14 protein-coding genes, 6 tRNA genes and 3 rRNA genes are annotated in these 20,750 nt (G+C 54.3%); 2 read left to right on the forward strand and 21 right to left on the reverse strand.

The genetic code is table 11. The features are described from left to right. Positions 1-27: 27 nt before the first annotated feature. From rpoB to tyrS, 20 genes are all read right to left on the reverse strand, one after another. Complete coding sequence (gene rpoB / locus LVW35_RS25735; protein WP_019819139.1) at positions 28-4,101, reverse strand: DNA-directed RNA polymerase subunit beta; 4,074 nt, start codon at positions 4,099-4,101, stop codon at positions 28-30. Positions 4,102-4,320: 219 nt separating this feature from the next. After that, a complete protein-coding gene (rplL, locus tag LVW35_RS25740; RefSeq protein ID WP_233892564.1) occupies positions 4,321-4,686 on the reverse strand; it encodes a 50S ribosomal protein L7/L12 in 366 nt (121 codons plus the stop codon). A 78-nt stretch (positions 4,687-4,764) separates the two neighbouring features. After that, a complete protein-coding gene (gene rplJ, locus LVW35_RS25745) occupies positions 4,765-5,265 on the reverse strand; it encodes a 50S ribosomal protein L10 (protein WP_010206364.1) in 501 nt (166 codons plus the stop codon). 198 nt (positions 5,266-5,463) lie between these two features. Further along, entirely contained in the window at positions 5,464-6,159 is a 696-nt protein-coding gene (gene rplA / locus LVW35_RS25750; protein WP_003232403.1) for a 50S ribosomal protein L1, read from the reverse strand. Then, positions 6,159-6,590 (reverse strand): 50S ribosomal protein L11, encoded by a 432-nt coding sequence (gene rplK, locus LVW35_RS25755; RefSeq protein ID WP_003176435.1) that lies wholly within the window; start codon positions 6,588-6,590, stop codon positions 6,159-6,161. Before rplK ends, rplA begins: the two co-directional genes overlap by 1 nt. Before the next feature lie 117 nt (positions 6,591-6,707). Continuing rightward, positions 6,708-7,241 (reverse strand): transcription termination/antitermination protein NusG, encoded by a 534-nt coding sequence (gene nusG / locus LVW35_RS25760; protein WP_003176436.1) that lies wholly within the window; start codon positions 7,239-7,241, stop codon positions 6,708-6,710. A 9-nt stretch (positions 7,242-7,250) separates the two neighbouring features. Beyond that, positions 7,251-7,619 carry a preprotein translocase subunit SecE gene (gene secE / locus LVW35_RS25765; protein ID WP_003194658.1) on the reverse strand — a complete coding sequence of 123 codons (369 nt, stop codon included), beginning with the start codon at positions 7,617-7,619 and terminating at the stop codon, positions 7,251-7,253. A gap of 45 nt (positions 7,620-7,664) precedes the next feature. Next, positions 7,665-7,740, reverse strand: a tRNA-Trp gene (locus LVW35_RS25770). A gap of 161 nt (positions 7,741-7,901) precedes the next feature. Then, a tRNA-Thr gene (locus tag LVW35_RS25775) sits at positions 7,902-7,977 on the reverse strand. Between the two features lie 26 nt (positions 7,978-8,003). After that, a tRNA-Gly gene (locus tag LVW35_RS25780) sits at positions 8,004-8,077 on the reverse strand. A gap of 24 nt (positions 8,078-8,101) precedes the next feature. Further along, a tRNA-Tyr gene (locus LVW35_RS25785) sits at positions 8,102-8,186 on the reverse strand. Between the two features lie 142 nt (positions 8,187-8,328). Next, entirely contained in the window at positions 8,329-8,775 is a 447-nt protein-coding gene (locus LVW35_RS25790; protein ID WP_233892565.1) for a hypothetical protein, read from the reverse strand. 7 nt (positions 8,776-8,782) lie between these two features. Continuing rightward, on the reverse strand, positions 8,783-9,532 hold the full coding sequence (locus LVW35_RS25795; protein WP_233892566.1) for a pantothenate kinase: 750 nt from the start codon (positions 9,530-9,532) through the stop codon (positions 8,783-8,785). Next, the gene (gene birA / locus LVW35_RS25800; RefSeq protein WP_233892567.1) at positions 9,522-10,481 is read right to left on the reverse strand and encodes a bifunctional biotin--[acetyl-CoA-carboxylase] ligase/biotin operon repressor BirA; all 960 of its coding nucleotides are present in this window, start codon (positions 10,479-10,481) and stop codon (positions 9,522-9,524) included. Before birA ends, LVW35_RS25795 begins: the two co-directional genes overlap by 11 nt. Before the next feature lie 165 nt (positions 10,482-10,646). Then, a 5S ribosomal RNA gene (rrf, locus tag LVW35_RS25805) occupies positions 10,647-10,762 on the reverse strand. A gap of 157 nt (positions 10,763-10,919) precedes the next feature. Beyond that, a 23S ribosomal RNA gene (locus tag LVW35_RS25810) occupies positions 10,920-13,811 on the reverse strand. A gap of 243 nt (positions 13,812-14,054) precedes the next feature. Next, positions 14,055-14,130 (reverse strand) — tRNA-Ala (locus LVW35_RS25815). A 10-nt stretch (positions 14,131-14,140) separates the two neighbouring features. Then, positions 14,141-14,217: transfer RNA gene (locus LVW35_RS25820), tRNA-Ile, on the reverse strand. Positions 14,218-14,340: 123 nt separating this feature from the next. After that, positions 14,341-15,877: ribosomal RNA gene (locus LVW35_RS25825) — 16S ribosomal RNA — on the reverse strand. The 16S, 23S and 5S rRNA genes sit together here with 2 tRNA genes alongside, the layout of an rRNA operon. Before the next feature lie 505 nt (positions 15,878-16,382). After that, the gene (tyrS, locus tag LVW35_RS25830; protein WP_233892568.1) at positions 16,383-17,582 is read right to left on the reverse strand and encodes a tyrosine--tRNA ligase; all 1,200 of its coding nucleotides are present in this window, start codon (positions 17,580-17,582) and stop codon (positions 16,383-16,385) included. Between the two features lie 209 nt (positions 17,583-17,791). On the opposite strand from tyrS, the gene LVW35_RS25835 reads away from it, so the two are divergent. Both LVW35_RS25835 and LVW35_RS25840 read left to right on the forward strand, forming a co-directional pair. Then, positions 17,792-19,210 (forward strand): peptidoglycan DD-metalloendopeptidase family protein, encoded by a 1,419-nt coding sequence (locus LVW35_RS25835; protein ID WP_233892570.1) that lies wholly within the window; start codon positions 17,792-17,794, stop codon positions 19,208-19,210. Between the two features lie 3 nt (positions 19,211-19,213). Continuing rightward, positions 19,214-20,305, forward strand: coding sequence for an anhydro-N-acetylmuramic acid kinase (locus tag LVW35_RS25840; protein ID WP_233892571.1), 1,092 nt, complete (start codon positions 19,214-19,216; stop codon positions 20,303-20,305). Between the two features lie 84 nt (positions 20,306-20,389). Here LVW35_RS25840 and erpA read toward each other — a convergent pair whose 3' ends face one another. Continuing rightward, complete coding sequence (erpA, locus tag LVW35_RS25845; RefSeq protein WP_003176443.1) at positions 20,390-20,740, reverse strand: iron-sulfur cluster insertion protein ErpA; 351 nt, start codon at positions 20,738-20,740, stop codon at positions 20,390-20,392. Positions 20,741-20,750 lie beyond the last annotated feature (10 nt).

Genomic DNA, 20,750 nt, shown 5'->3' on the forward strand with positions numbered 1-20,750 from the left:
AGCCCCGCTCTCGATTCGCGTCACGTGTTATTCGGTTTCCAGATCGATATCGATGCCGAGGGAACGAATTTCTTTGATCAACACGTTGAAGGACTCGGGCATGCCCGGCTCCATACGGTGATCGCCGTCCACGATGTTTTTGTACATCTTGGTACGACCGTTCACATCGTCCGACTTCACTGTGAGCATTTCTTGCAGAGTGTAAGCAGCACCGTATGCTTCCAGTGCCCAGACCTCCATCTCCCCGAAACGCTGACCACCGAACTGAGCCTTACCACCCAGCGGCTGCTGGGTAACGAGGCTGTACGAACCGGTAGAACGAGCGTGCATCTTGTCGTCTACCAAGTGGTTCAGCTTCAGCATGTACATGTAGCCAACAGTAACCGGGCGCTCGAACTTGTTGCCGGTACGGCCGTCGAACAGCTGCATCTGGCCGCTTTCTGGCAGGTCTGCCAGTTTCAGCATGGCCTTGATTTCGCTTTCCTTGGCACCGTCGAACACCGGAGTAGCCATTGGAACGCCGCCACGCAGGTTCTTCGCCAGGTCCAGGATTTCCTGGTCGGAGAAGGTATCCAGCTCTTCGTTGCGACCGCCGATCTCGTTGTAGATCTCGTGCAGGAACTTGCGCAGGTCTGCGACCTTGCGCTGCTCTTCGATCATACGGTTGATCTTCTCGCCCAGACCTTTGGCCGCGAGGCCCAGGTGGGTTTCAAGGATCTGACCAACGTTCATACGCGAAGGTACGCCCAACGGGTTGAGGACGACGTCGACCGGGGTGCCATTGGCATCGTGCGGCATGTCTTCAACCGGCATGATCACGGAGACCACACCTTTGTTACCGTGACGACCGGCCATCTTGTCGCCCGGCTGGATGCGACGACGGATTGCCAGGTAAACCTTGACGATTTTCAGCACGCCTGGAGCCAGGTCATCGCCCTGCTGCAGTTTGCGCTTCTTGTCTTCGAACTTGTCGTCCAGCAGACGGCGACGATCAACGATGTAGGCCTGAGCCTTCTCGAGCTGCTCGTTCAGAGCGTCTTCAGCCATGCGCAGTTTGAACCACTGGCCGTGCTCAAGACCATCGAGGATTTCGTCGGTGATGTCCTGACCTTTCTTCAGACCTGCGCCGCCTTCAGCCTTGTGGCCTACCAGGGCGGAGCGCAGACGTTCGAAGGTCGCACCTTCAACGATACGGAACTCCTCGTTCAGATCCTTGCGGATCTCGTCGAGCTGGGTCTTCTCGATGGACAATGCACGAGCATCACGCTCAACGCCGTCACGAGTGAAGACCTGTACGTCGATGACAGTACCTTTGGTACCGGTAGGCACACGCAGGGAAGTGTCTTTAACGTCGCTGGCTTTTTCACCGAAGATGGCACGCAACAGCTTCTCTTCCGGCGTCAGTTGGGTCTCGCCTTTCGGAGTGACCTTACCGACCAGGATGTCGCCTGCGCCTACTTCAGCACCTACGTAAACGATACCGGCTTCGTCCAGTTTGTTCAGTGCAGCTTCACCCACGTTCGGGATGTCTGCAGTGATTTCCTCAGGCCCAAGCTTGGTGTCACGTGCCACACAGGTCAGTTCCTGAATGTGGATCGTGGTGAAACGGTCTTCCTGAACAACACGCTCGGACAGGCAGATGGAGTCTTCGAAGTTGAAGCCGTTCCATGCCATGAACGCGATGCGCATGTTCTGACCCAGTGCCAGTTCACCCATGTCGGTGGACGGGCCGTCGGCCATGATGTCGCTACGCTGAACGCGATCACCTTTGCTCACCAGCGGACGCTGGTTGATGCAGGTGTTCTGGTTCGAGCGGGTGTATTTGGTCAGGTTGTAGATGTCGACACCGGCTTCGCCAGTTTCCACTTCGTCATCGGCAACACGAACCACGATACGGCTGGCATCAACGGAGTCGATCACGCCGCCACGACGAGCCACGACGCAAACGCCGGAGTCACGGGCTACGTTACGCTCCATGCCGGTACCTACCAGCGGCTTATCGGCGCGCAGGGTCGGTACAGCCTGACGCTGCATGTTGGAACCCATCAACGCACGGTTGGCGTCATCGTGCTCCAGGAACGGGATCAGCGACGCCGCAACCGAAACTACCTGCTTCGGCGATACGTCCATCAGGGTGACGTCTTCCGGCGCCTTGACGGTGAACTCGTTCAAGTGACGAACAGCTACCAGTTCGTCGATCAGGACTTTCTTGTCGTTCATCGTGGCCGAAGCCTGGGCGATCACGTGATCAGCTTCTTCGATGGCGGACAGGAACACGATCTCGTCGGTGACCAGGGCGTCTTTCACCACACGGTACGGGCTCTCAAGGAAACCGTACTGGTTGGTGCGCGCATAGGCGGCCAGGGAGTTGATCAGACCGATGTTCGGACCTTCCGGCGTTTCGATCGGGCAAACACGACCGTAGTGCGTCGGGTGTACGTCACGGACTTCAAAGCCAGCACGCTCACGGGTCAGACCGCCCGGGCCCAGTGCGGAAACACGGCGCTTGTGAGTGATCTCGGAGAGCGGGTTGTTCTGGTCCATGAACTGGGAAAGCTGGCTGGAACCGAAGAACTCTTTCACCGCCGCAGCCACTGGCTTGGCGTTGATCAGGTCTTGCGGCATCAGGCCTTCGCTTTCAGCCATCGACAGACGCTCTTTGACCGCACGCTCAACCCGCACCAGGCCTACGCGGAACTGGTTCTCGGCCATTTCGCCTACGCAGCGAACACGACGGTTACCCAGGTGGTCGATGTCATCGACGATGCCTTTACCGTTACGGATGTCGACCAGGGTCTTCAGTACCGCGACGATGTCTTCCTTGCACAGCACGCCCGAACCTTCGATCTCGGTACGACCGATACGACGGTTGAACTTCATCCGGCCGACCGCAGACAGGTCATAGCGCTCAGGGCTGAAGAACAGGTTGTTGAACAGGGTTTCGGCGGCGTCTTTGGTTGGTGGCTCACCAGGACGCATCATGCGATAGATCTCGACCAGCGCTTCCAATTGGTTGCTGGTGGAGTCGATCTTAAGAGTGTCGGAGATGAACGGACCGCAGTCGATGTCGTTGGTGTACAGGGTCTCGATGCGAACGACCTGAGCCTTGGCGATCTTGGCCAGGATCTCGGTGTTCAGCTCGGTGTTGCACTCAGCCAGGATTTCGCCTGTAGCCGGGTGAACGATGACCTTGGCGGTAGTGCGGCCCAGGACGTAGTCCAGAGGCACTTCCAGCTCTTTGATACCGGCTTTTTCGATCTGGTTGATGTGGCGCGCAGTGATACGACGGCCAGCTTCAACAATGACCTTGCCCTTTTCATCCTGGATATCCAGGACGGCAATTTCACCACGCAGACGCGAAGCGATCAGTTCCAGCTTGAGGGTTTCATCCTTCAGGCTGAATACGTTGGTGGTATAGAAGGCGTCCAGCACTTGCTCAGTGGTATAGCCGAGTGCGCGCAGCAGTACCGATGCCGGCAGCTTGCGACGACGGTCGATACGCACGAACACGCAGTCTTTCGGGTCGAACTCGAAGTCCAACCACGAACCGCGGTACGGAATGATCCGCGCGGAGTACAGGAGCTTGCCGGAGCTGTGCGTCTTGCCGCGGTCGTGGTCGAAGAACACGCCCGGGGAACGGTGCAGCTGGGAAACGATCACACGTTCGGTACCGTTGATAACGAAGGTACCGTTCTCAGTCATCAATGGGATTTCGCCCATGTAGACTTCTTGCTCTTTGATGTCCTTGATCGCTTTGTTCGACGATTCTTTGTCGAAAATGATCAGGCGCACTTTTACCCGCAAAGGTACGGCGTAAGTAACACCGCGCAACACGCATTCTTTGACATCAAATGCCGGTTCGCCCAGGCGATAACCGACGTACTCCAGCGCAGCATTGCCGGAGTAGCTGATGATCGGGAAAACGGATTTGAAGGCCGCATGCAGGCCCACGTCGCGGAACTGATCTTTGGTCGCTCCCGCCTGCAAGAATTCACGATACGAATCCAGCTGGATAGCCAGAAGGTACGGGACATCCATGACGTCCGGCAACTTGCTAAAGTCCTTGCGGATACGTTTTTTCTCAGTATATGAGTAAGCCATCAGCGTTCCCCAGCTTGGTCACCTGCTTGTTTGGCCCCCCCGACGGGAGCAGCCAGAAAATCTCGCAAACCCCATGGTTTGCACCACCGCATCGGGTGGCTACAGCGCGTTAATGGCGGCGACCGAGTCGACAGCCAAGAACGGAAAAAGGCCGGTGGCAAGAGCCACCAGCCATCAGCCTTCAGCTTAATGCTTGGGCTGGAGACGCAAGGTCGATGCTTACTTCAGCTCGACTTTAGCGCCTGCTTCTTCCAGTACTGCTTTGGCTTTGTCAGCTGCGTCTTTGGCCACAGCTTCCAGAACCTGGGCAGGAGCGCCGTCAACTACAGCCTTGGCTTCTTTCAGGCCCAGACCGGTCAGTTCACGTACTGCCTTGATCACGTTTACTTTCTTATCGCCAGCTTCCAGCAGCATGACGTTGAATTCGGTTTGCTCTTCAGCAGCGACAGCAGCAACAGCTGGGCCAGCGGAAGCAGCAGCAGCGGAAACGCCGAATTTTTCTTCGAAAGCTTTGATCAGCTCAACAACCTGCAGAACCGACATTTCAGCTACGGCGTTGAGGATATCGTCTTGGGAGATAGACATTGCTGTATTTCCTGAATTGGGGGACGGCCTATTCGGCCATCGAAATAAACAAAAATACGCGAGAGAAGTCGCTCAGCCTTAGGCTGCGGCGGCTTCTTTTTGCTCGCGAACTGCGGCCAGAGTACGAGCCAGCTTGCTGGTAGCGCCTTGAATCACGCTCATCAGCTGCGAAATGGCTTCGTCGCGGGTCGGCAGTGTTGCCAGTACGTCGATTTGGTTAGCTGCGAGGAACTTGCCCTCGAACGCAGCTGCCTTGATCTCGAACTTTTCCTGACTCTTGGCGAATTCCTTGAACAAACGGGCAGCAGCGCCTGGATGTTCTTTGGAGAACGCGATCAGAGTCGGGCCGGTGAACACGTCGTTGAGGACACTGTATTCAGTGTCAGCAACAGCGCGCTTGAGCAGAGTGTTACGTACAACACGTACGTATACGCCAGCTTCACGAGCCTCTTTACGGAGTCCGGTCATAGCGCCTACTGTCACACCACGGGCATCAGCCACGACAGCGGACAGAGCAGCTTTGGCAGCCTCGTTGACTTCAGCGACGATGGCCTTCTTGTCTTCGAGATTAATTGCCACGGGTTTAACTCCTGCTTGTTACCGTTTCATCTGGCCGGAGCCGGATGTCGTTTTGGTGTCTGATTCGGTAAGGAACCGGGAGCACCATCTGCGTAGGCTTGTGGTTTAAGACTTGCGTCGCCTACGGTCTTGGATAGCCCCCGCCAGGCAGGGACCCCAATTTTTTTATTGGCGTGATCACTCACGCCAATCTGTGTCTTATACGTCCAGTGAACCTTGGTCGATGACCAGACCTGGGCCCATAGTGGTGCTCAGGGTAACGCGCTTGACGTAGATACCTTTCGAGGAAGCTGGCTTGATACGCTTCAGATCAGCGATCAGGGCTTCAACGTTTTCCTTCAGCTTGACGGCATCGAAGCCGACTTTGCCAACGGAGGTGTGAATGATGCCGTTTTTGTCAGTGCGATAACGAACCTGACCAGCCTTGGCGTTTTTAACCGCGGTGGCTACGTCTGGGGTTACGGTGCCGACTTTCGGGTTAGGCATCAGACCACGTGGACCCAGGATCTGACCCAACTGACCTACAACGCGCATTGCATCCGGGGAAGCAATAACTACGTCATAGTTCAGGTCGCCGCCTTTCATTTCGGCAGCCAGGTCGTCCATGCCAACGCGGTCGGCACCGGCGGCCAGAGCAGCTTCAGCTGCCGGGCCTTGGGTGAAGACAGCTACACGTACAGTCTTGCCAGTACCGTGTGGCAGCACAGTTGCGCTACGAACGACCTGGTCGGATTTACGTGGGTCAACACCCAGGTTTACAGCAACGTCAACGGACTCGCTGAACTTGACAGTCGACAGCTCGGTCAGCAGGGCAGCGGCGTCTACAAAGTTGTAGGCCTTGCCTGCTTCGATTTTGCCGGCGATAGCCTTTTGGCGCTTGGTCAGCTTAGCCATTACACACCCTCCACGTTAAGGCCCATGCTACGAGCAGAACCGGCGATGGTACGCACGGCTGCATCCATATCAGCTGCAGTCAGATCCGCGTTTTTGGTTTTCGCGATTTCTTCCAGCTGAGCACGAGTTACGGTGCCAACCTTAACGGTGTTCGGACGAGCGGAACCGCTAGTCAGACCAGCAGCTTTCTTCAACAGAACCGAAGCCGGGGTCGACTTGGTTTCGAAAGTGAAGCTACGGTCGCTGTATACAGTGATGATCACTGGAGTCGGCAGACCCGGCTCAAGACCCTGAGTACGGGCGTTGAAGGCCTTGCAGAATTCCATGATGTTCACGCCGTGCTGACCCAGAGCTGGACCGACGGGTGGGCTAGGGTTGGCCTGAGCGGCCTTCACTTGCAGCTTGATGTAAGCGGTAATCTTCTTGGCCATGAGGCACTCCAATTACGGGTTCAAACGCCTCGAAAGGCTCCCCGGTTACTTGCGCGTTTATCCCAGTGACGACAAAACCCCACAGCCTAAGGCTGCGGGGTTGGGATGCTTGATCAGCTAGACCTTCTCGACCTGGCTGAACTCCAACTCTACCGGAGTAGAGCGACCGAAAATGAGCACTGCCACTTGGATTCGGCTCTTTTCGTAGTTAACTTCTTCGACAGTGCCGTTAAAATCAGCAAACGGACCATCTGTGACGCGAACAACCTCACCCGGCTCGAACAACGTCTTCGGCTTAGGCTTGTCGCTGCCATCAGCAACGCGGCGCAGAATCGCTTCTGCTTCTTTGTCAGTGATAGGAGCAGGCTTATCAGCAGTACCGCCAATGAAACCCATGACACGAGGAGTATCCTTGACCAAGTGCCAAGTACCCTCATTCATATCCATCTGAACCAGCACATAGCCAGGGAAGAACTTGCGTTCGCTTTTGCGCTTCTGGCCATTCCGCATTTCAACCACTTCTTCAGTGGGAACCAGAATTTCGCCGAAGCCATCTTCCATGCCTGCCAGCTTTACGCGCTCCAGCAAAGAGCGCATAACATGCTTCTCGTAACCCGAGTAAGCATGCACAACGTACCAACGCTTAGCCACGGGACACCCTTAGCCAACAATCAAGGAAACAAGCCAGCCGAGCAGGGAATCAAGCCCCCACAACAGCAACGCCATAACCAGAACAACAGCCACAACTATCAACGTGGTCTGCGTGGTTTCTTGGCGAGTCGGCCAAACGACTTTACGTATTTCGGTGCGAGCTTCCTTTACCAGGACTGCGAACGACTTGCCTTTAGCAGTCTGCAGGCCTACAAAGGCAGCTACAGCAGCAAGAGCAAGCAAAGCGAGCACGCGGTACAGGATCGGCGAAGCAGAATAGTACTGATTGCCAACAACGCCTACGACCACCAAGGCAACCACAGCGAGCCACTTGACCAGATCGAAACGAGAGCTTTGAGCTTCAGCCTTAGGAGTCATCTATGAAGATCCTGTGAAAAGAAAGCCAGATACACCACGTGAATCTGGCAGGTCAGGAGGGAATCGAACCCCCAACCTACGGTTTTGGAGACCGTCGCTCTGCCAATTGAGCTACTGACCTAAAACAAAATCAGGCCGACCATTATGCAGGCCCGAAAAAGACTTTACAACAACCAACCTCACCAGACCTGAAATCACCTGACTACAAAGCCAGATACAACACCAACAAGCCGAGGCAGCTGTTAAAACAAAGGCAGATATTTTCATATCTGCCTTGTTATATGGAGCTCTTGAGCGGATTTGAACCGCTGACCTCACCCTTACCAAGGGTGTGCTCTACCAACTGAGCTACAAGAGCGAAACACCCTGCACAACCTGCAAACTTGGAGCGGGTAGCGGGAATCGAACCCGCATCATCAGCTTGGAAGGCTGAGGTTCTACCACTAAACTATACCCGCGGAGCTTGCAGCTCACGCTAAAAATGGTGGAGGGGGAAGGATTCGAACCTTCGAAGTCGTAGACGTCAGATTTACAGTCTGATCCCTTTGGCCGCTCGGGAACCCCTCCTAAGCGAGCCGGCATTCTACATCACGCCGACCTTCTGTCAAGCATTTTCTCATTAAAAATATGAGGTTAGCTGCGTTGACCTTTGCTCCGTACTGTAGACCTTAAAGGTCTTCACTGCGAAGCGGGCGCCATTCTATGCAAACTATTCGAGAGTTGCAACGCCTTCGCACAACATTATTTTATGTTTTAACTCATTGAATTCCTTAGCAAGGTTTTCAAAGGGCAGATCTTCAGCCAGGCGTCGGCTTTCAGGGGCTACGCGCAGCCAATAGCCGGAAGCTTCAGCAGTATTGAGCAATTGAACCTTGACCTTTATATCCAGGCTTGTGAGACGCTGCTCAACGAGCTGAGCCTGGCGTTGATCCGCAAAGCCACCGACATACAGGCAAGTATTTTGCGCCTCGGGCGCTCTCGCCCGCTCTCTCCGTGCCACGGCACCAGAGGACTCACTGAGCAAGCGGATGTCCTGTTGCGAGCCCTTATATAGACTCAGAGGCGTAACATCTTTGGCACGCAATGGTGCTTCTTGCTGGTGCCAAATGTAATAGAAGGCGTTGAGAACAAGTAAAAGCAAAAATAACCAACGCATAATCACCTCAGGACAAAGGACAAGCCATCGCCAAACCAACAAAAACCAGATCTGGAACGAGTCGGGCCTGCGGCGCTGCATCTGCCACCAAATCGGCGTCTCCTCCGGTGAGGAATACAGTGAAATCATTCCCCCAGTAGCTTCGTGCCAACTCCAACTGAGTCAGTACAAACCCTCTGAGCATAAGCATACAACCTCGCTCCACCGCCTCTACGGTCGTACGACCTGGAGAGAGGCGCTCCAGCGCCCTTTCAGCCGCCGCATCGTCGTAACGTATCTTGCGTGTATGAGTTCGCAGCTGATTGCGCATGAGGGGCATACCTGGGCAAATGAAACCACCAAGGTGCTCACCATCGGCCGCGATAAAATCGGCTGTCGCTGCCGTACCGAAATCAAGTACCAGGCACGCGCCGCGCGCCAGCTTGAATCCACCCAGCATAGCCAACCAGCGATCAAGACCCAGACGCTCAAAATCTTCGTAGCCATTGCGCACGCCGGCCATCTCACGCGCGGGAGTAGCGCAGGAAACGGCAACGCCGAAAGCTTCATGCAGGGCCGCGACCAGCTTGCTTGTTTCTTCCAGGGCACGAACGCTCACCAGTCGGCAGCGCGTCAGCAACAATCCAGGAAGCGCTACGAGACTCTCAATCAACGCCAGGTCCGAACCAACAACCCCTTCTGACGAGGCGTTCGCGCTATTGTCATCAAGCACACGCCATTTGATGAAGCTATTCCCACAGTCGAGCTCAAGAATCATCACGCAACCTCAGGCTTAACTCACCACCACTGTATATTTTCTCAACACCTTCAACGCTCAAGCGCAGTGCCCCCTGGCGGTCTACACCCAGTACAACTCCATCGATTTGGCTGACACCCGCGATAAGGGACACCGGCCGCCCCTGCCAAGCGTGATTCTGCTCCCACTCATCTTTGAGTGCGACAAAACCACCCGCCCGGTGCCGCTCGAGGTAGCTTTGCAGCTGCAACCCCAATTGCGCCACCAGGGTGTTGCGATTCACCGGAGAACCCGTCTGTAGCTGCACCGAAGTCCATTGCTGGTCCACTTCGTCAGCCTTTTGCATATTCACGTTAATGCCTATGCCGAGGACAACGTGGCAGATATCAGCGGGGTCTCCTACCAACTCCAGCAAAATCCCGGCAATTTTCTTCTGCTCAACCAGTACGTCGTTTGGCCATTTCAACGCCGCCCCCTGCACACCTGACTCTCGCAAGGCCTGCATGACTGCTAAGCCCACAACAAGACTTAACCCCTCCAACTGCCGCAGACCCGACTCAATACGCAACACAAGACTGTAATAAACGTTTTGTGCAAATGGACTGATCCACTTTCGCCCTCTCCTGCCTCTTCCCGCCGTCTGTTGCTCAGCAAGTACCAGAAACGGTGCCGCGCATCCGGCATCCACCAGCCGCAAAGCCTCGGCATTCGTAGAGTCAATGGAGTCAGAGATATGAACGGGCCAAGCCAACGATGGCGCATTCAGCGCAATATTTTCAGCACTTAAGAACACCAGCGGTGATGCTAGCTGATACCCCTTACCTCGAACCTTATGTATGGGCAGATTCAATTCCGCCTCTAGGTGCTTGAGTTGCTTCCAGACAGCACTGCGACTGACGCCTAGGGCAGCCCCAAGTGCTTCTCCCGAGTGGAATCGACCGTCTTTCAGAAGTTTTAACAGCGTCAGCATGCAAATATCGCCTCACAATGAGGCACGCATGATAGCTATGCGCAGGGTCATTGCATAGAAACGCAGGACTTTAGCACTGAGGGTCGTCGAAAGTACGCTCTTGTGTTTTTCGCCCGCCCAAAACAAAACCCCATCTGCTTTCGCAAATGGGGTTTCGGAATTTAATCTTGACGATGACCTACTCTCACATGGGGAAACCCCACACTACCATCGGCGATGCATCGTTTCACTGCTGAGTTCGGGATGGGATCAGGTGGTTCCAATGCTCTATGGTCGTCAAGAAATTCGGGTACTGAGTCGTGACCTGTTGGCCTCGCTTCAGCAAATTGGGTATGTGACAGCATTCGGTGTTTTGTGAGATTCGAACTTTCGGTTCATTTCGTCTTCACACACCGCAATCTGATGCTCGTTAGAGTAATCAAATTGCTTGGGTGTTATATGGTCAAGCCTCACGGGCAATTAGTATTGGTTAGCTCAACGCCTCACAGCGCTTACACACCCAACCTATCAACGTCGTAGTCTTCGACGGCCCTTCAGGGAACTCAAGGTTCCAGTGAGATCTCATCTTGAGGCTAGTTTCCCGCTTAGATGCTTTCAGCGGTTATCTATTCCGAACATAGCTACCCGGCAATGCCACTGGCGTGACAACCGGAACACCAGAGGTTCGTCCACTCCGGTCCTCTCGTACTAGGAGCAGCCCCTCTCAAATCTCAAACGTCCACGGCAGATAGGGACCGAACTGTCTCACGACGTTCTAAACCCAGCTCGCGTACCACTTTAAATGGCGAACAGCCATACCCTTGGGACCGGCTTCAGCCCCAGGATGTGATGAGCCGACATCGAGGTGCCAAACACCGCCGTCGATATGAACTCTTGGGCGGTATCAGCCTGTTATCCCCGGAGTACCTTTTATCCGTTGAGCGATGGCCCTTCCATACAGAACCACCGGATCACTAAGACCTACTTTCGTACCTGCTCGACGTGTCTGTCTCGCAGTCAAGCGCGCTTTTGCCTTTATACTCTACGACCGATTTCCGACCGGTCTGAGCGCACCTTCGTACTCCTCCGTTACTCTTTAGGAGGAGACCGCCCCAGTCAAACTACCCACCATACACTGTCCTCGATCCGGATAACGGACCTGAGTTAGAACCTCAAAGTTGCCAGGGTGGTATTTCAAGGATGGCTCCACGCAGACTGGCGTCCACGCTTCAAAGCCTCCCACCTATCCTACACAAGCAAATTCAAAGTCCAGTGCAAAGCTATAGTAAAGGTTCACGGGGTCTTTCCGTCTAGCCGCGGATACACTGCATCTTCACAGCGATTTCAATTTCACTGAGTCTCGGGTGGAGACAGCGCCGCCATCGTTACGCCATTCGTGCAGGTCGGAACTTACCCGACAAGGAATTTCGCTACCTTAGGACCGTTATAGTTACGGCCGCCGTTTACCGGGGCTTCGATCAAGAGCTTCGCGTTAGCTAACCCCATCAATTAACCTTCCGGCACCGGGCAGGCGTCACACCCTATACGTCCACTTTCGTGTTTGCAGAGTGCTGTGTTTTTAATAAACAGTCGCAGCGGCCTGGTATCTTCGACCGGCATGAGCTTACGGAGCAAGTCCTTCACCCTCACCGGCGCACCTTCTCCCGAAGTTACGGTGCCATTTTGCCTAGTTCCTTCACCCGAGTTCTCTCAAGCGCCTTGGTATTCTCTACCCAACCACCTGTGTCGGTTTGGGGTACGGTTCCTGGTTACCTGAAGCTTAGAAGCTTTTCTTGGAAGCATGGCATCAACCACTTCGTTAACTAAAAGTTAACTCGTCATCAGCTCTCGGCCTTAAGATCCCGGATTTACCTAAGATCTCAGCCTACCACCTTAAACTTGGACAACCAACGCCAAGCTGGCCTAGCCTTCTCCGTCCCTCCATCGCAATAACCAGAAGTACAGGAATATTAACCTGTTTTCCATCGACTACGCTTTTCAGCCTCGCCTTAGGGACCGACTAACCCTGCGTCGATTAACGTTGCGCAGGAAACCTTGGTCTTTCGGCGTGGGTGTTTTTCACACCCATTGTCGTTACTCATGTCAGCATTCGCACTTCTGATACCTCCAGCAAGCTTCTCAACTCACCTTCACAGGCTTACAGAACGCTCCTCTACCGCATCACTTACGTGATACCCGTAGCTTCGGTGTATGGTTTGAGCCCCGTTACATCTTCCGCGCAGGCCGACTCGACTAGTGAGCTATTACGCTTTCTTTAAAGGGTGGCTGCTTCTAAGCCAACCTCCTAGCTGTCTAAGCCTTCCCACATCGTTTCCCACTTAACCATAACTTTGGGACCTTAGCTGACGGTCTGGGTTGTTTCCCTTTTCACGACGGACGTTAGCACCCGCCGTGTGTCTCCCATGCTCGGCACTTGTAGGTATTCGGAGTTTGCATCGGTTTGGTAAGTCGGGATGACCCCCTAGCCGAAACAGTGCTCTACCCCCTACAGTGATACATGAGGCGCTACCTAAATAGCTTTCGAGGAGAACCAGCTATCTCCGAGCTTGATTAGCCTTTCACTCCGATCCACAGGTCATCCGCTAACTTTTCAACGGTAGTCGGTTCGGTCCTCCAGTTAGTGTTACCCAACCTTCAACCTGCCCATGGATAGATCGCCCGGTTTCGGGTCTATTCCCAGCGACTAGACGCCCTATTAAGACTCGCTTTCGCTACGCCTCCCCTATTCGGTTAAGCTCGCCACTGAAAATAAGTCGCTGACCCATTATACAAAAGGTACGCAGTCACCCAACAAAGTGGGCTCCCACTGCTTGTACGCATACGGTTTCAGGATCTATTTCACTCCCCTCTCCGGGGTTCTTTTCGCCTTTCCCTCACGGTACTAGTTCACTATCGGTCAGTCAGTAGTATTTAGCCTTGGAGGATGGTCCCCCCATATTCAGACAAAGTTTCTCGTGCTCCGTCCTACTCGATTTCATGACTAAGAGATTTTCGCGTACAGGGCTATCACCCACTATGGCCGCACTTTCCAGAGCGTTCCGCTAATCTCAAAGCCACTTAAGGGCTAGTCCCCGTTCGCTCGCCACTACTAAGGGAATCTCGGTTGATTTCTTTTCCTCAGGGTACTTAGATGTTTCAGTTCCCCTGGTTCGCCTCTTGCACCTATGTATTCAGTACAAGATAACCATCTTATGATGGCTGGGTTCCCCCATTCAGACATCTCCGGATCAAAGTCTGTTTGCCGACTCCCCGAAGCTTTTCGCAGGCTACCACGTCTTTCATCGCCTCTGACTGCCAAGGCATCCACCGTATGCGCTTCTTCACTTGACCATATAACCCCAAGCAATCTGGTTATACTGTGAAGACGACATTCGCCGAAAATTCGATAATACTCAAAACTGAGTAACTCACAAATTTTACCTTAGCCTGATCCGTTACCAGTGAAAGTAACGTTCAGTCTATCTTTCTATCACATACCCAAATTTTTAAAGAACGATCTAGTCAAAGACTAGAAATCAATATTCTCAACGGAATACTCATTTCTAAGCTTTCAAACCTTCAGAAGCAGTTATATGGTGGAGCCAAGCGGGATCGAACCGCTGACCTCCTGCGTGCAAGGCAGGCGCTCTCCCAGCTGAGCTATGGCCCCATAACAAAATTGGTGGGTCTGGGCAGATTCGAACTGCCGACCTCACCCTTATCAGGGGTGCGCTCTAACCAACTGAGCTACAGACCCAATTTCGAGCGCGCAACTGTTAGCTTGGAGCTATCAGCTTGGAGCTTAAAGCTGCTTCTATCGTCTTCTTCAATGAATCAAGCAATTCGTGTGGGAGCTTATGGAGCAGCTGATGTCGTCGATTAAGGAGGTGATCCAGCCGCAGGTTCCCCTACGGCTACCTTGTTACGACTTCACCCCAGTCATGAATCACACCGTGGTAACCGTCCTCCCGAAGGTTAGACTAGCTACTTCTGGTGCAACCCACTCCCATGGTGTGACGGGCGGTGTGTACAAGGCCCGGGAACGTATTCACCGCGACATTCTGATTCGCGATTACTAGCGATTCCGACTTCACGCAGTCGAGTTGCAGACTGCGATCCGGACTACGATCGGTTTTATGGGATTAGCTCCACCTCGCGGCTTGGCAACCCTCTGTACCGACCATTGTAGCACGTGTGTAGCCCAGGCCGTAAGGGCCATGATGACTTGACGTCATCCCCACCTTCCTCCGGTTTGTCACCGGCAGTCTCCTTAGAGTGCCCACCATCACGTGCTGGTAACTAAGGACAAGGGTTGCGCTCGTTACGGGACTTAACCCAACATCTCACGACACGAGCTGACGACAGCCATGCAGCACCTGTCTCAATGTTCCCGAAGGCACCAATCTATCTCTAGAAAGTTCATTGGATGTCAAGGCCTGGTAAGGTTCTTCGCGTTGCTTCGAATTAAACCACATGCTCCACCGCTTGTGCGGGCCCCCGTCAATTCATTTGAGTTTTAACCTTGCGGCCGTACTCCCCAGGCGGTCAACTTAATGCGTTAGCTGCGCCACTAAAAGCTCAAGGCTTCCAACGGCTAGTTGACATCGTTTACGGCGTGGACTACCAGGGTATCTAATCCTGTTTGCTCCCCACGCTTTCGCACCTCAGTGTCAGTATCAGTCCAGGTGGTCGCCTTCGCCACTGGTGTTCCTTCCTATATCTACGCATTTCACCGCTACACAGGAAATTCCACCACCCTCTACCATACTCTAGTCAGTCAGTTTTGAATGCAGTTCCCAGGTTGAGCCCGGGGATTTCACATCCAACTTAACAAACCACCTACGCGCGCTTTACGCCCAGTAATTCCGATTAACGCTTGCACCCTCTGTATTACCGCGGCTGCTGGCACAGAGTTAGCCGGTGCTTATTCTGTCGGTAACGTCAAAATTGCAGAGTATTAATCTACAACCCTTCCTCCCAACTTAAAGTGCTTTACAATCCGAAGACCTTCTTCACACACGCGGCATGGCTGGATCAGGCTTTCGCCCATTGTCCAATATTCCCCACTGCTGCCTCCCGTAGGAGTCTGGACCGTGTCTCAGTTCCAGTGTGACTGATCATCCTCTCAGACCAGTTACGGATCGTCGCCTTGGTGAGCCATTACCTCACCAACTAGCTAATCCGACCTAGGCTCATCTGATAGCGCAAGGCCCGAAGGTCCCCTGCTTTCTCCCGTAGGACGTATGCGGTATTAGCGTCCGTTTCCGAACGTTATCCCCCACTACCAGGCAGATTCCTAGGCATTACTCACCCGTCCGCCGCTCTCAAGAGAAGCAAGCTTCTCTCTACCGCTCGACTTGCATGTGTTAGGCCTGCCGCCAGCGTTCAATCTGAGCCATGATCAAACTCTTCAGTTCAAACATCTTTGGGTTTTTAAGAAACCCTAAACTTGGCTCAGCAATCGTTGGTTACATCTTTGATTTCTCGCGGAGTAACTTGTGATGCTGATAATCTTGTTGACTATCAGTCTGACCCCACAAGCACCCACACGAATTGCTTGATTCAGTTGTTAAAGAGCGGTTGGTTAAGATCTTTCGTCTCAACCGAGGCGCGCATTCTACAGCAGCCTCATTTGCTGTCAAGTGATTATTTTCAGAAGTTTTCGAAGATTTCGAAGATTTCTTCAACAACTTCAACCACTTGCGCTTGCGATCTCTCGTTAGCGGGAGGCGAATTCTACAGCGTTACACGCTGCTGTCAACACCTCTTTTTCAACTTCCTTTTGACTTCGATAACCTGAAGCAACTTACCGCCAAAACCTACATAACCCGTTGTTTACCAAGGAGTTTTCCGTTTCGACTGCGCCGGAAGTGGGGCGAATTATAGACAGATATAAATCGCCGTCAATACCCAACTACAGTTTTATTCGGATTTGAGCGTAATACGCGCAAATGCCTTCTTCCCAGCCTGACAAACGTGGGTAGCGCCCAGCTCGTATATAAAGGTGCGATCTACGACCTCACCATCTATACGCACGCCACCGGAACCCAGCAGATCACGGGCAACTGCCGAATTCTTGACCAGGCCTGCTTTATTAAGGACAGCAGCTATCGGCATCGCCTCACTAGCAGACAACTCGATCTCCGGCAGATCATCCGGCAGCTCGCCATCCTTCATGCGATTACCCGCAGCACGGTGAGCATTGGCCGCAGCCTCCTCACCATGGAAACGCGCAACAATCTCTTCTGCCAGCTTGATCTTCACGTCACGCGGGTTTGCACCCGCCTCTACGTCAGCACGCAGCGCATTGATCTCATCCATCGAGCGGAAGCTCAGCAGCTCAAAGTAACGCCACATCAGCGCATCAGGAATCGAGACGAGTTTGCCGTACATCACGCCCGGTGCTTCCTGGATACCGACATAGTTACCCAGGGACTTGGACATCTTCTTGACACCATCCAGGCCTTCCAGCAACGGCATGGTCAGAATGCACTGGGCTTCCTGCCCATACGCACGCTGCAGCTCACGCCCCATCAGCAGGTTGAACTTCTGGTCGGTGCCACCCAACTCAACATCCGCACGCAATGCGACCGAGTCATAGCCCTGAACCAACGGGTAGAGGAACTCGTGAATGGCAATCGGCTGATTGGTGGAGTAACGCTTGTCGAAGTCATCACGCTCAAGCATGCGCGCTACGGTGTACTGGGAGGTCAGGCGAATGAAGTCCGCCGGCCCCATCTGATCCATCCAAGTGGAGTTGAACGCCACCTCGGTCTTGGCGGGATCAAGGATCTTGAATACCTGCGTCTTGTAGGTCTCGGCGTTATCAAGAACCTGCTCACGCGTCAGCGGCGGGCGAGTGGTGCTCTTGCCGCTCGGATCACCGATCATCCCGGTGAAGTCACCTATAAGGAAGATGACCTGATGTCCCAGCTCCTGGAACTGACGCAACTTATTGATAAGCACGGTATGTCCCAGGTGCAGATCCGGCGCGGTCGGATCAAAGCCAGCCTTAATACGCAGGGGTTGGCCACGCTTGAGCTTTTCGATCAGCTCAGCTTCGACCAACAGTTCTTCCGCACCACGTTTTATCAGCGCTAGCTGCTCTTCAACCGACTTCATAACAGACCCGCAAGGCTCAGATTCAAAAGGGAACCAACCATACAAGATCAGGGACTAATTACAAGTTTTGCCCTGCGAACGGACACCGTTCAGCAAGCCCCGCGTTCGCGAGCTTGCGCCACAGATGATTTGGTTATATTTTATACAGTTATTTCATCTTCATCATGTCATTCATCTTTTCCATTTCATCTTCAAAGTCAAAATTACCTATGACCACTGAACCGTCTAAAGCGCCGCCGCTTTACCCGAAGACCCACCTGCTCGCCGCAAGTGGTATCGCCGCCCTTCTCAGCCTGGCGCTCCTGGTATTCCCTTCCAGTGACGTAGAAGCCAAACGAACATCTCTGAGCCTTGACCTGGAAAGTCCAGTTGAACAACTGACACAAGATCAAGACGCTTCCGACGCGCAACAAGCCACAAACGCACCTGCCGAATCGCCGTTCGCCCAAATAGAAAGCAGCCCCGAAGATACCCAGCAAGCAGTCCAGGACCAGCCTGCGCCTGTTGCCGAGGCCGCCAAGAACCCACAACACCGCGAAGTGATCGTGGCCAAGGGCGACACCTTGTCGACCCTGTTCGAAAAAGTCGGCCTCCCGGCTGCCACCGTCAATGAGGTACTCGGCAGCGACAAGCAGGCCAAGCAGTTCACCCAGCTCAAACACGGCCAGAAACTTGAGTTCGAACTGACGCCCGATGGCCAGTTGCACAACCTGCACAGTAATGTCAGCGATCTCGAAAGCATCACCTTGACCAAAGGTGCCAAGGGCTTTGCTTTCAACCGCATCACAACCAAACCGGTGATGCGCTCCGCTTATGTACACGGCGTCATCAACAGTTCTCTGTCACAGTCAGCTGCCCGCGCCGGCCTGTCCCACAGCATGACCATGGACATGGCCAGCGTGTTCGGCTACGACATCGACTTCGCCCAGGACATCCGTCAAGGCGACGAATTCGACGTGATCTACGAGCAAAAAGTCGCCAACGGCAAGGTCGTCGGCACCGGCAACATTCTCTCCGCTCGTTTTACCAACCGCGGCAAGACCTACACCGCCGTGCGTTACACCAACAAGCAAGGCAACAGCAGTTACTACACCGCCGACGGCAATAGCATGCGCAAGGCCTTCATACGCACGCCGGTGGACTTCGCTCGTATTAGCTCGCGCTTCTCGATGGGTCGCAAGCATCCAATTCTGAACAAAATCCGTGCCCACAAAGGCGTCGACTACGCCGCTCCACGTGGCACGCCGATCAAGGCAGCCGGGGACGGTAAAGTGCTATTGGCCGGTCGTCGTGGCGGTTACGGCAATACCGTGATCATTCAGCACGGCAACACTTACCGTACGCTGTATGGCCACATGCAGGGCTTCGCCAAAGGTGTGCAAACTGGCGGTACCGTGAAGCAAGGCCAAGTGATTGGTTATATCGGCACTACCGGCCTGTCCACCGGTCCGCACTTGCACTATGAGTTCCAGGTCAATGGCGTACACGTCGACCCACTGGGTCAGAAGCTGCCGATGGCCGATCCGATCGCCAAGGCCGAGCGTGCGCGCTTCATGCAACAGAGCCAGCCGCTGATGGCACGCATGGACCAGGAGCGCTCCACTCTCCTGGCTTCCGCGAAGCGCTGATGTATGCCGCTCTATATAGGCGTGATGTCCGGGACCAGTCTCGATGGACTGGACATTGCCTTGATCGAACAAGACTCGGCGGTCAAGCTGATCGCCACGCACTACATTCCTATGCCGGATTCCCTGCGCGCCGAGCTGCTCGCTCTGTGCGCCAGTGGCCCGGATGAGATCGCCCGCTCAGCCATTGCCCAACAGAACTGGGTGAACCTGGCTGCACAAGGCATTCGCGCTTTACTCGATCAACAAAACCTCAAGCCCCAGGACATTCGTGCGATTGGCAGCCATGGCCAGACAATCCGCCACGAGCCCGCCCGAGGCTTTACCGTACAAATCGGTAATCCAGCCTTGCTCACCGAGCTGACGGACATCACCGTGGTCAGCGATTTCCGCAGCCGCGATGTGGCCGCCGGCGGCCAGGGCGCTCCGTTGGTCCCTGCATTCCATGAAGCACTGTTTGGTGAGCACACCGGTAACCGTGCCGTATTGAATGTGGGAGGTTTCAGTAACCTCAGCCTGATCGAAACCGGCAAGCCTGTGGCCGGCTTCGACTGCGGCCCGGGCAATGTTCTACTGGATGCGTGGATTCACCAACAACGCGGCGAACACTTTGACCGCGATGGCCAATGGGCCGCCAGCGGCAAAGCCAAACCCCAGCTGCTGAACGCCCTGCTCAGCGACCCCTTCTTCGTGACCAAAGGCCCCAAGAGCACTGGGCGCGAAGTGTTCAACCTGGCATGGCTGCGCCAACACCTTGACCGCCTGCCTGCGTTCGAACCTGAGGATGTGCAGGCCACGCTGCTGGAGCTGACCGCGCTGACCATCGTCGAGTCTCTGAAGTCCGCCCAAGCCCAGACAGAAACACTGCTGGTGTGTGGTGGCGGCGCTCACAATGCAACACTGATGAATCGTCTGGCGGCTCTTTTACCGTTAACCCAAGTCAGCAGTACCGCAACTTACGGCGTAGATCCTGACTGGGTCGAGGCTATGGCTTTTGCCTGGCTGGCCCATTGCTGCCTGGAAGGCATCGCCGCCAATCGCCCGAGCGTCACCGGCGCACAAGGGCTTCGGGTACTGGGCGCGATCTACCCTGCTTGACCCTCACGCATAGGCATAGTCAGCAGACAGCAAAACGCCGCTTGGCCCATTAAGGCCAAGCGGCGTTTTTGTATGTGCTACAGATCAGATCGAAAACGAAGACCCGCAACCACAAGTAGTGGTGGCATTCGGGTTTTTAATCACGAAACGCGACCCTTCCAGACCTTCCTGGTAATCCACCTCGGCACCCGCCAGGTATTGGAAGCTCATCGGATCGACGACCAGACTTACGCCCTCGCGCTCAACGATAGTGTCATCATCGGCCACATCTTCATCGAAGGTAAAACCGTACTGAAACCCTGAACAACCGCCACCCGTGACGAACACGCGCAGCTTCAAGCGATCATTACCCTCTTCATCGACCAGGCTCTTCACCTTGTGCGCAGCACCGTGGGTGAATTGCAAAGCCGTGGGGGTGAAGGACTCAACGCTCATGCTGATAATC

This window comes from Pseudomonas sp. HN11, assembly GCF_021390155.1.
In the GTDB taxonomy this organism is placed as follows: Bacteria; Pseudomonadota; Gammaproteobacteria; order Pseudomonadales; family Pseudomonadaceae; genus Aquipseudomonas.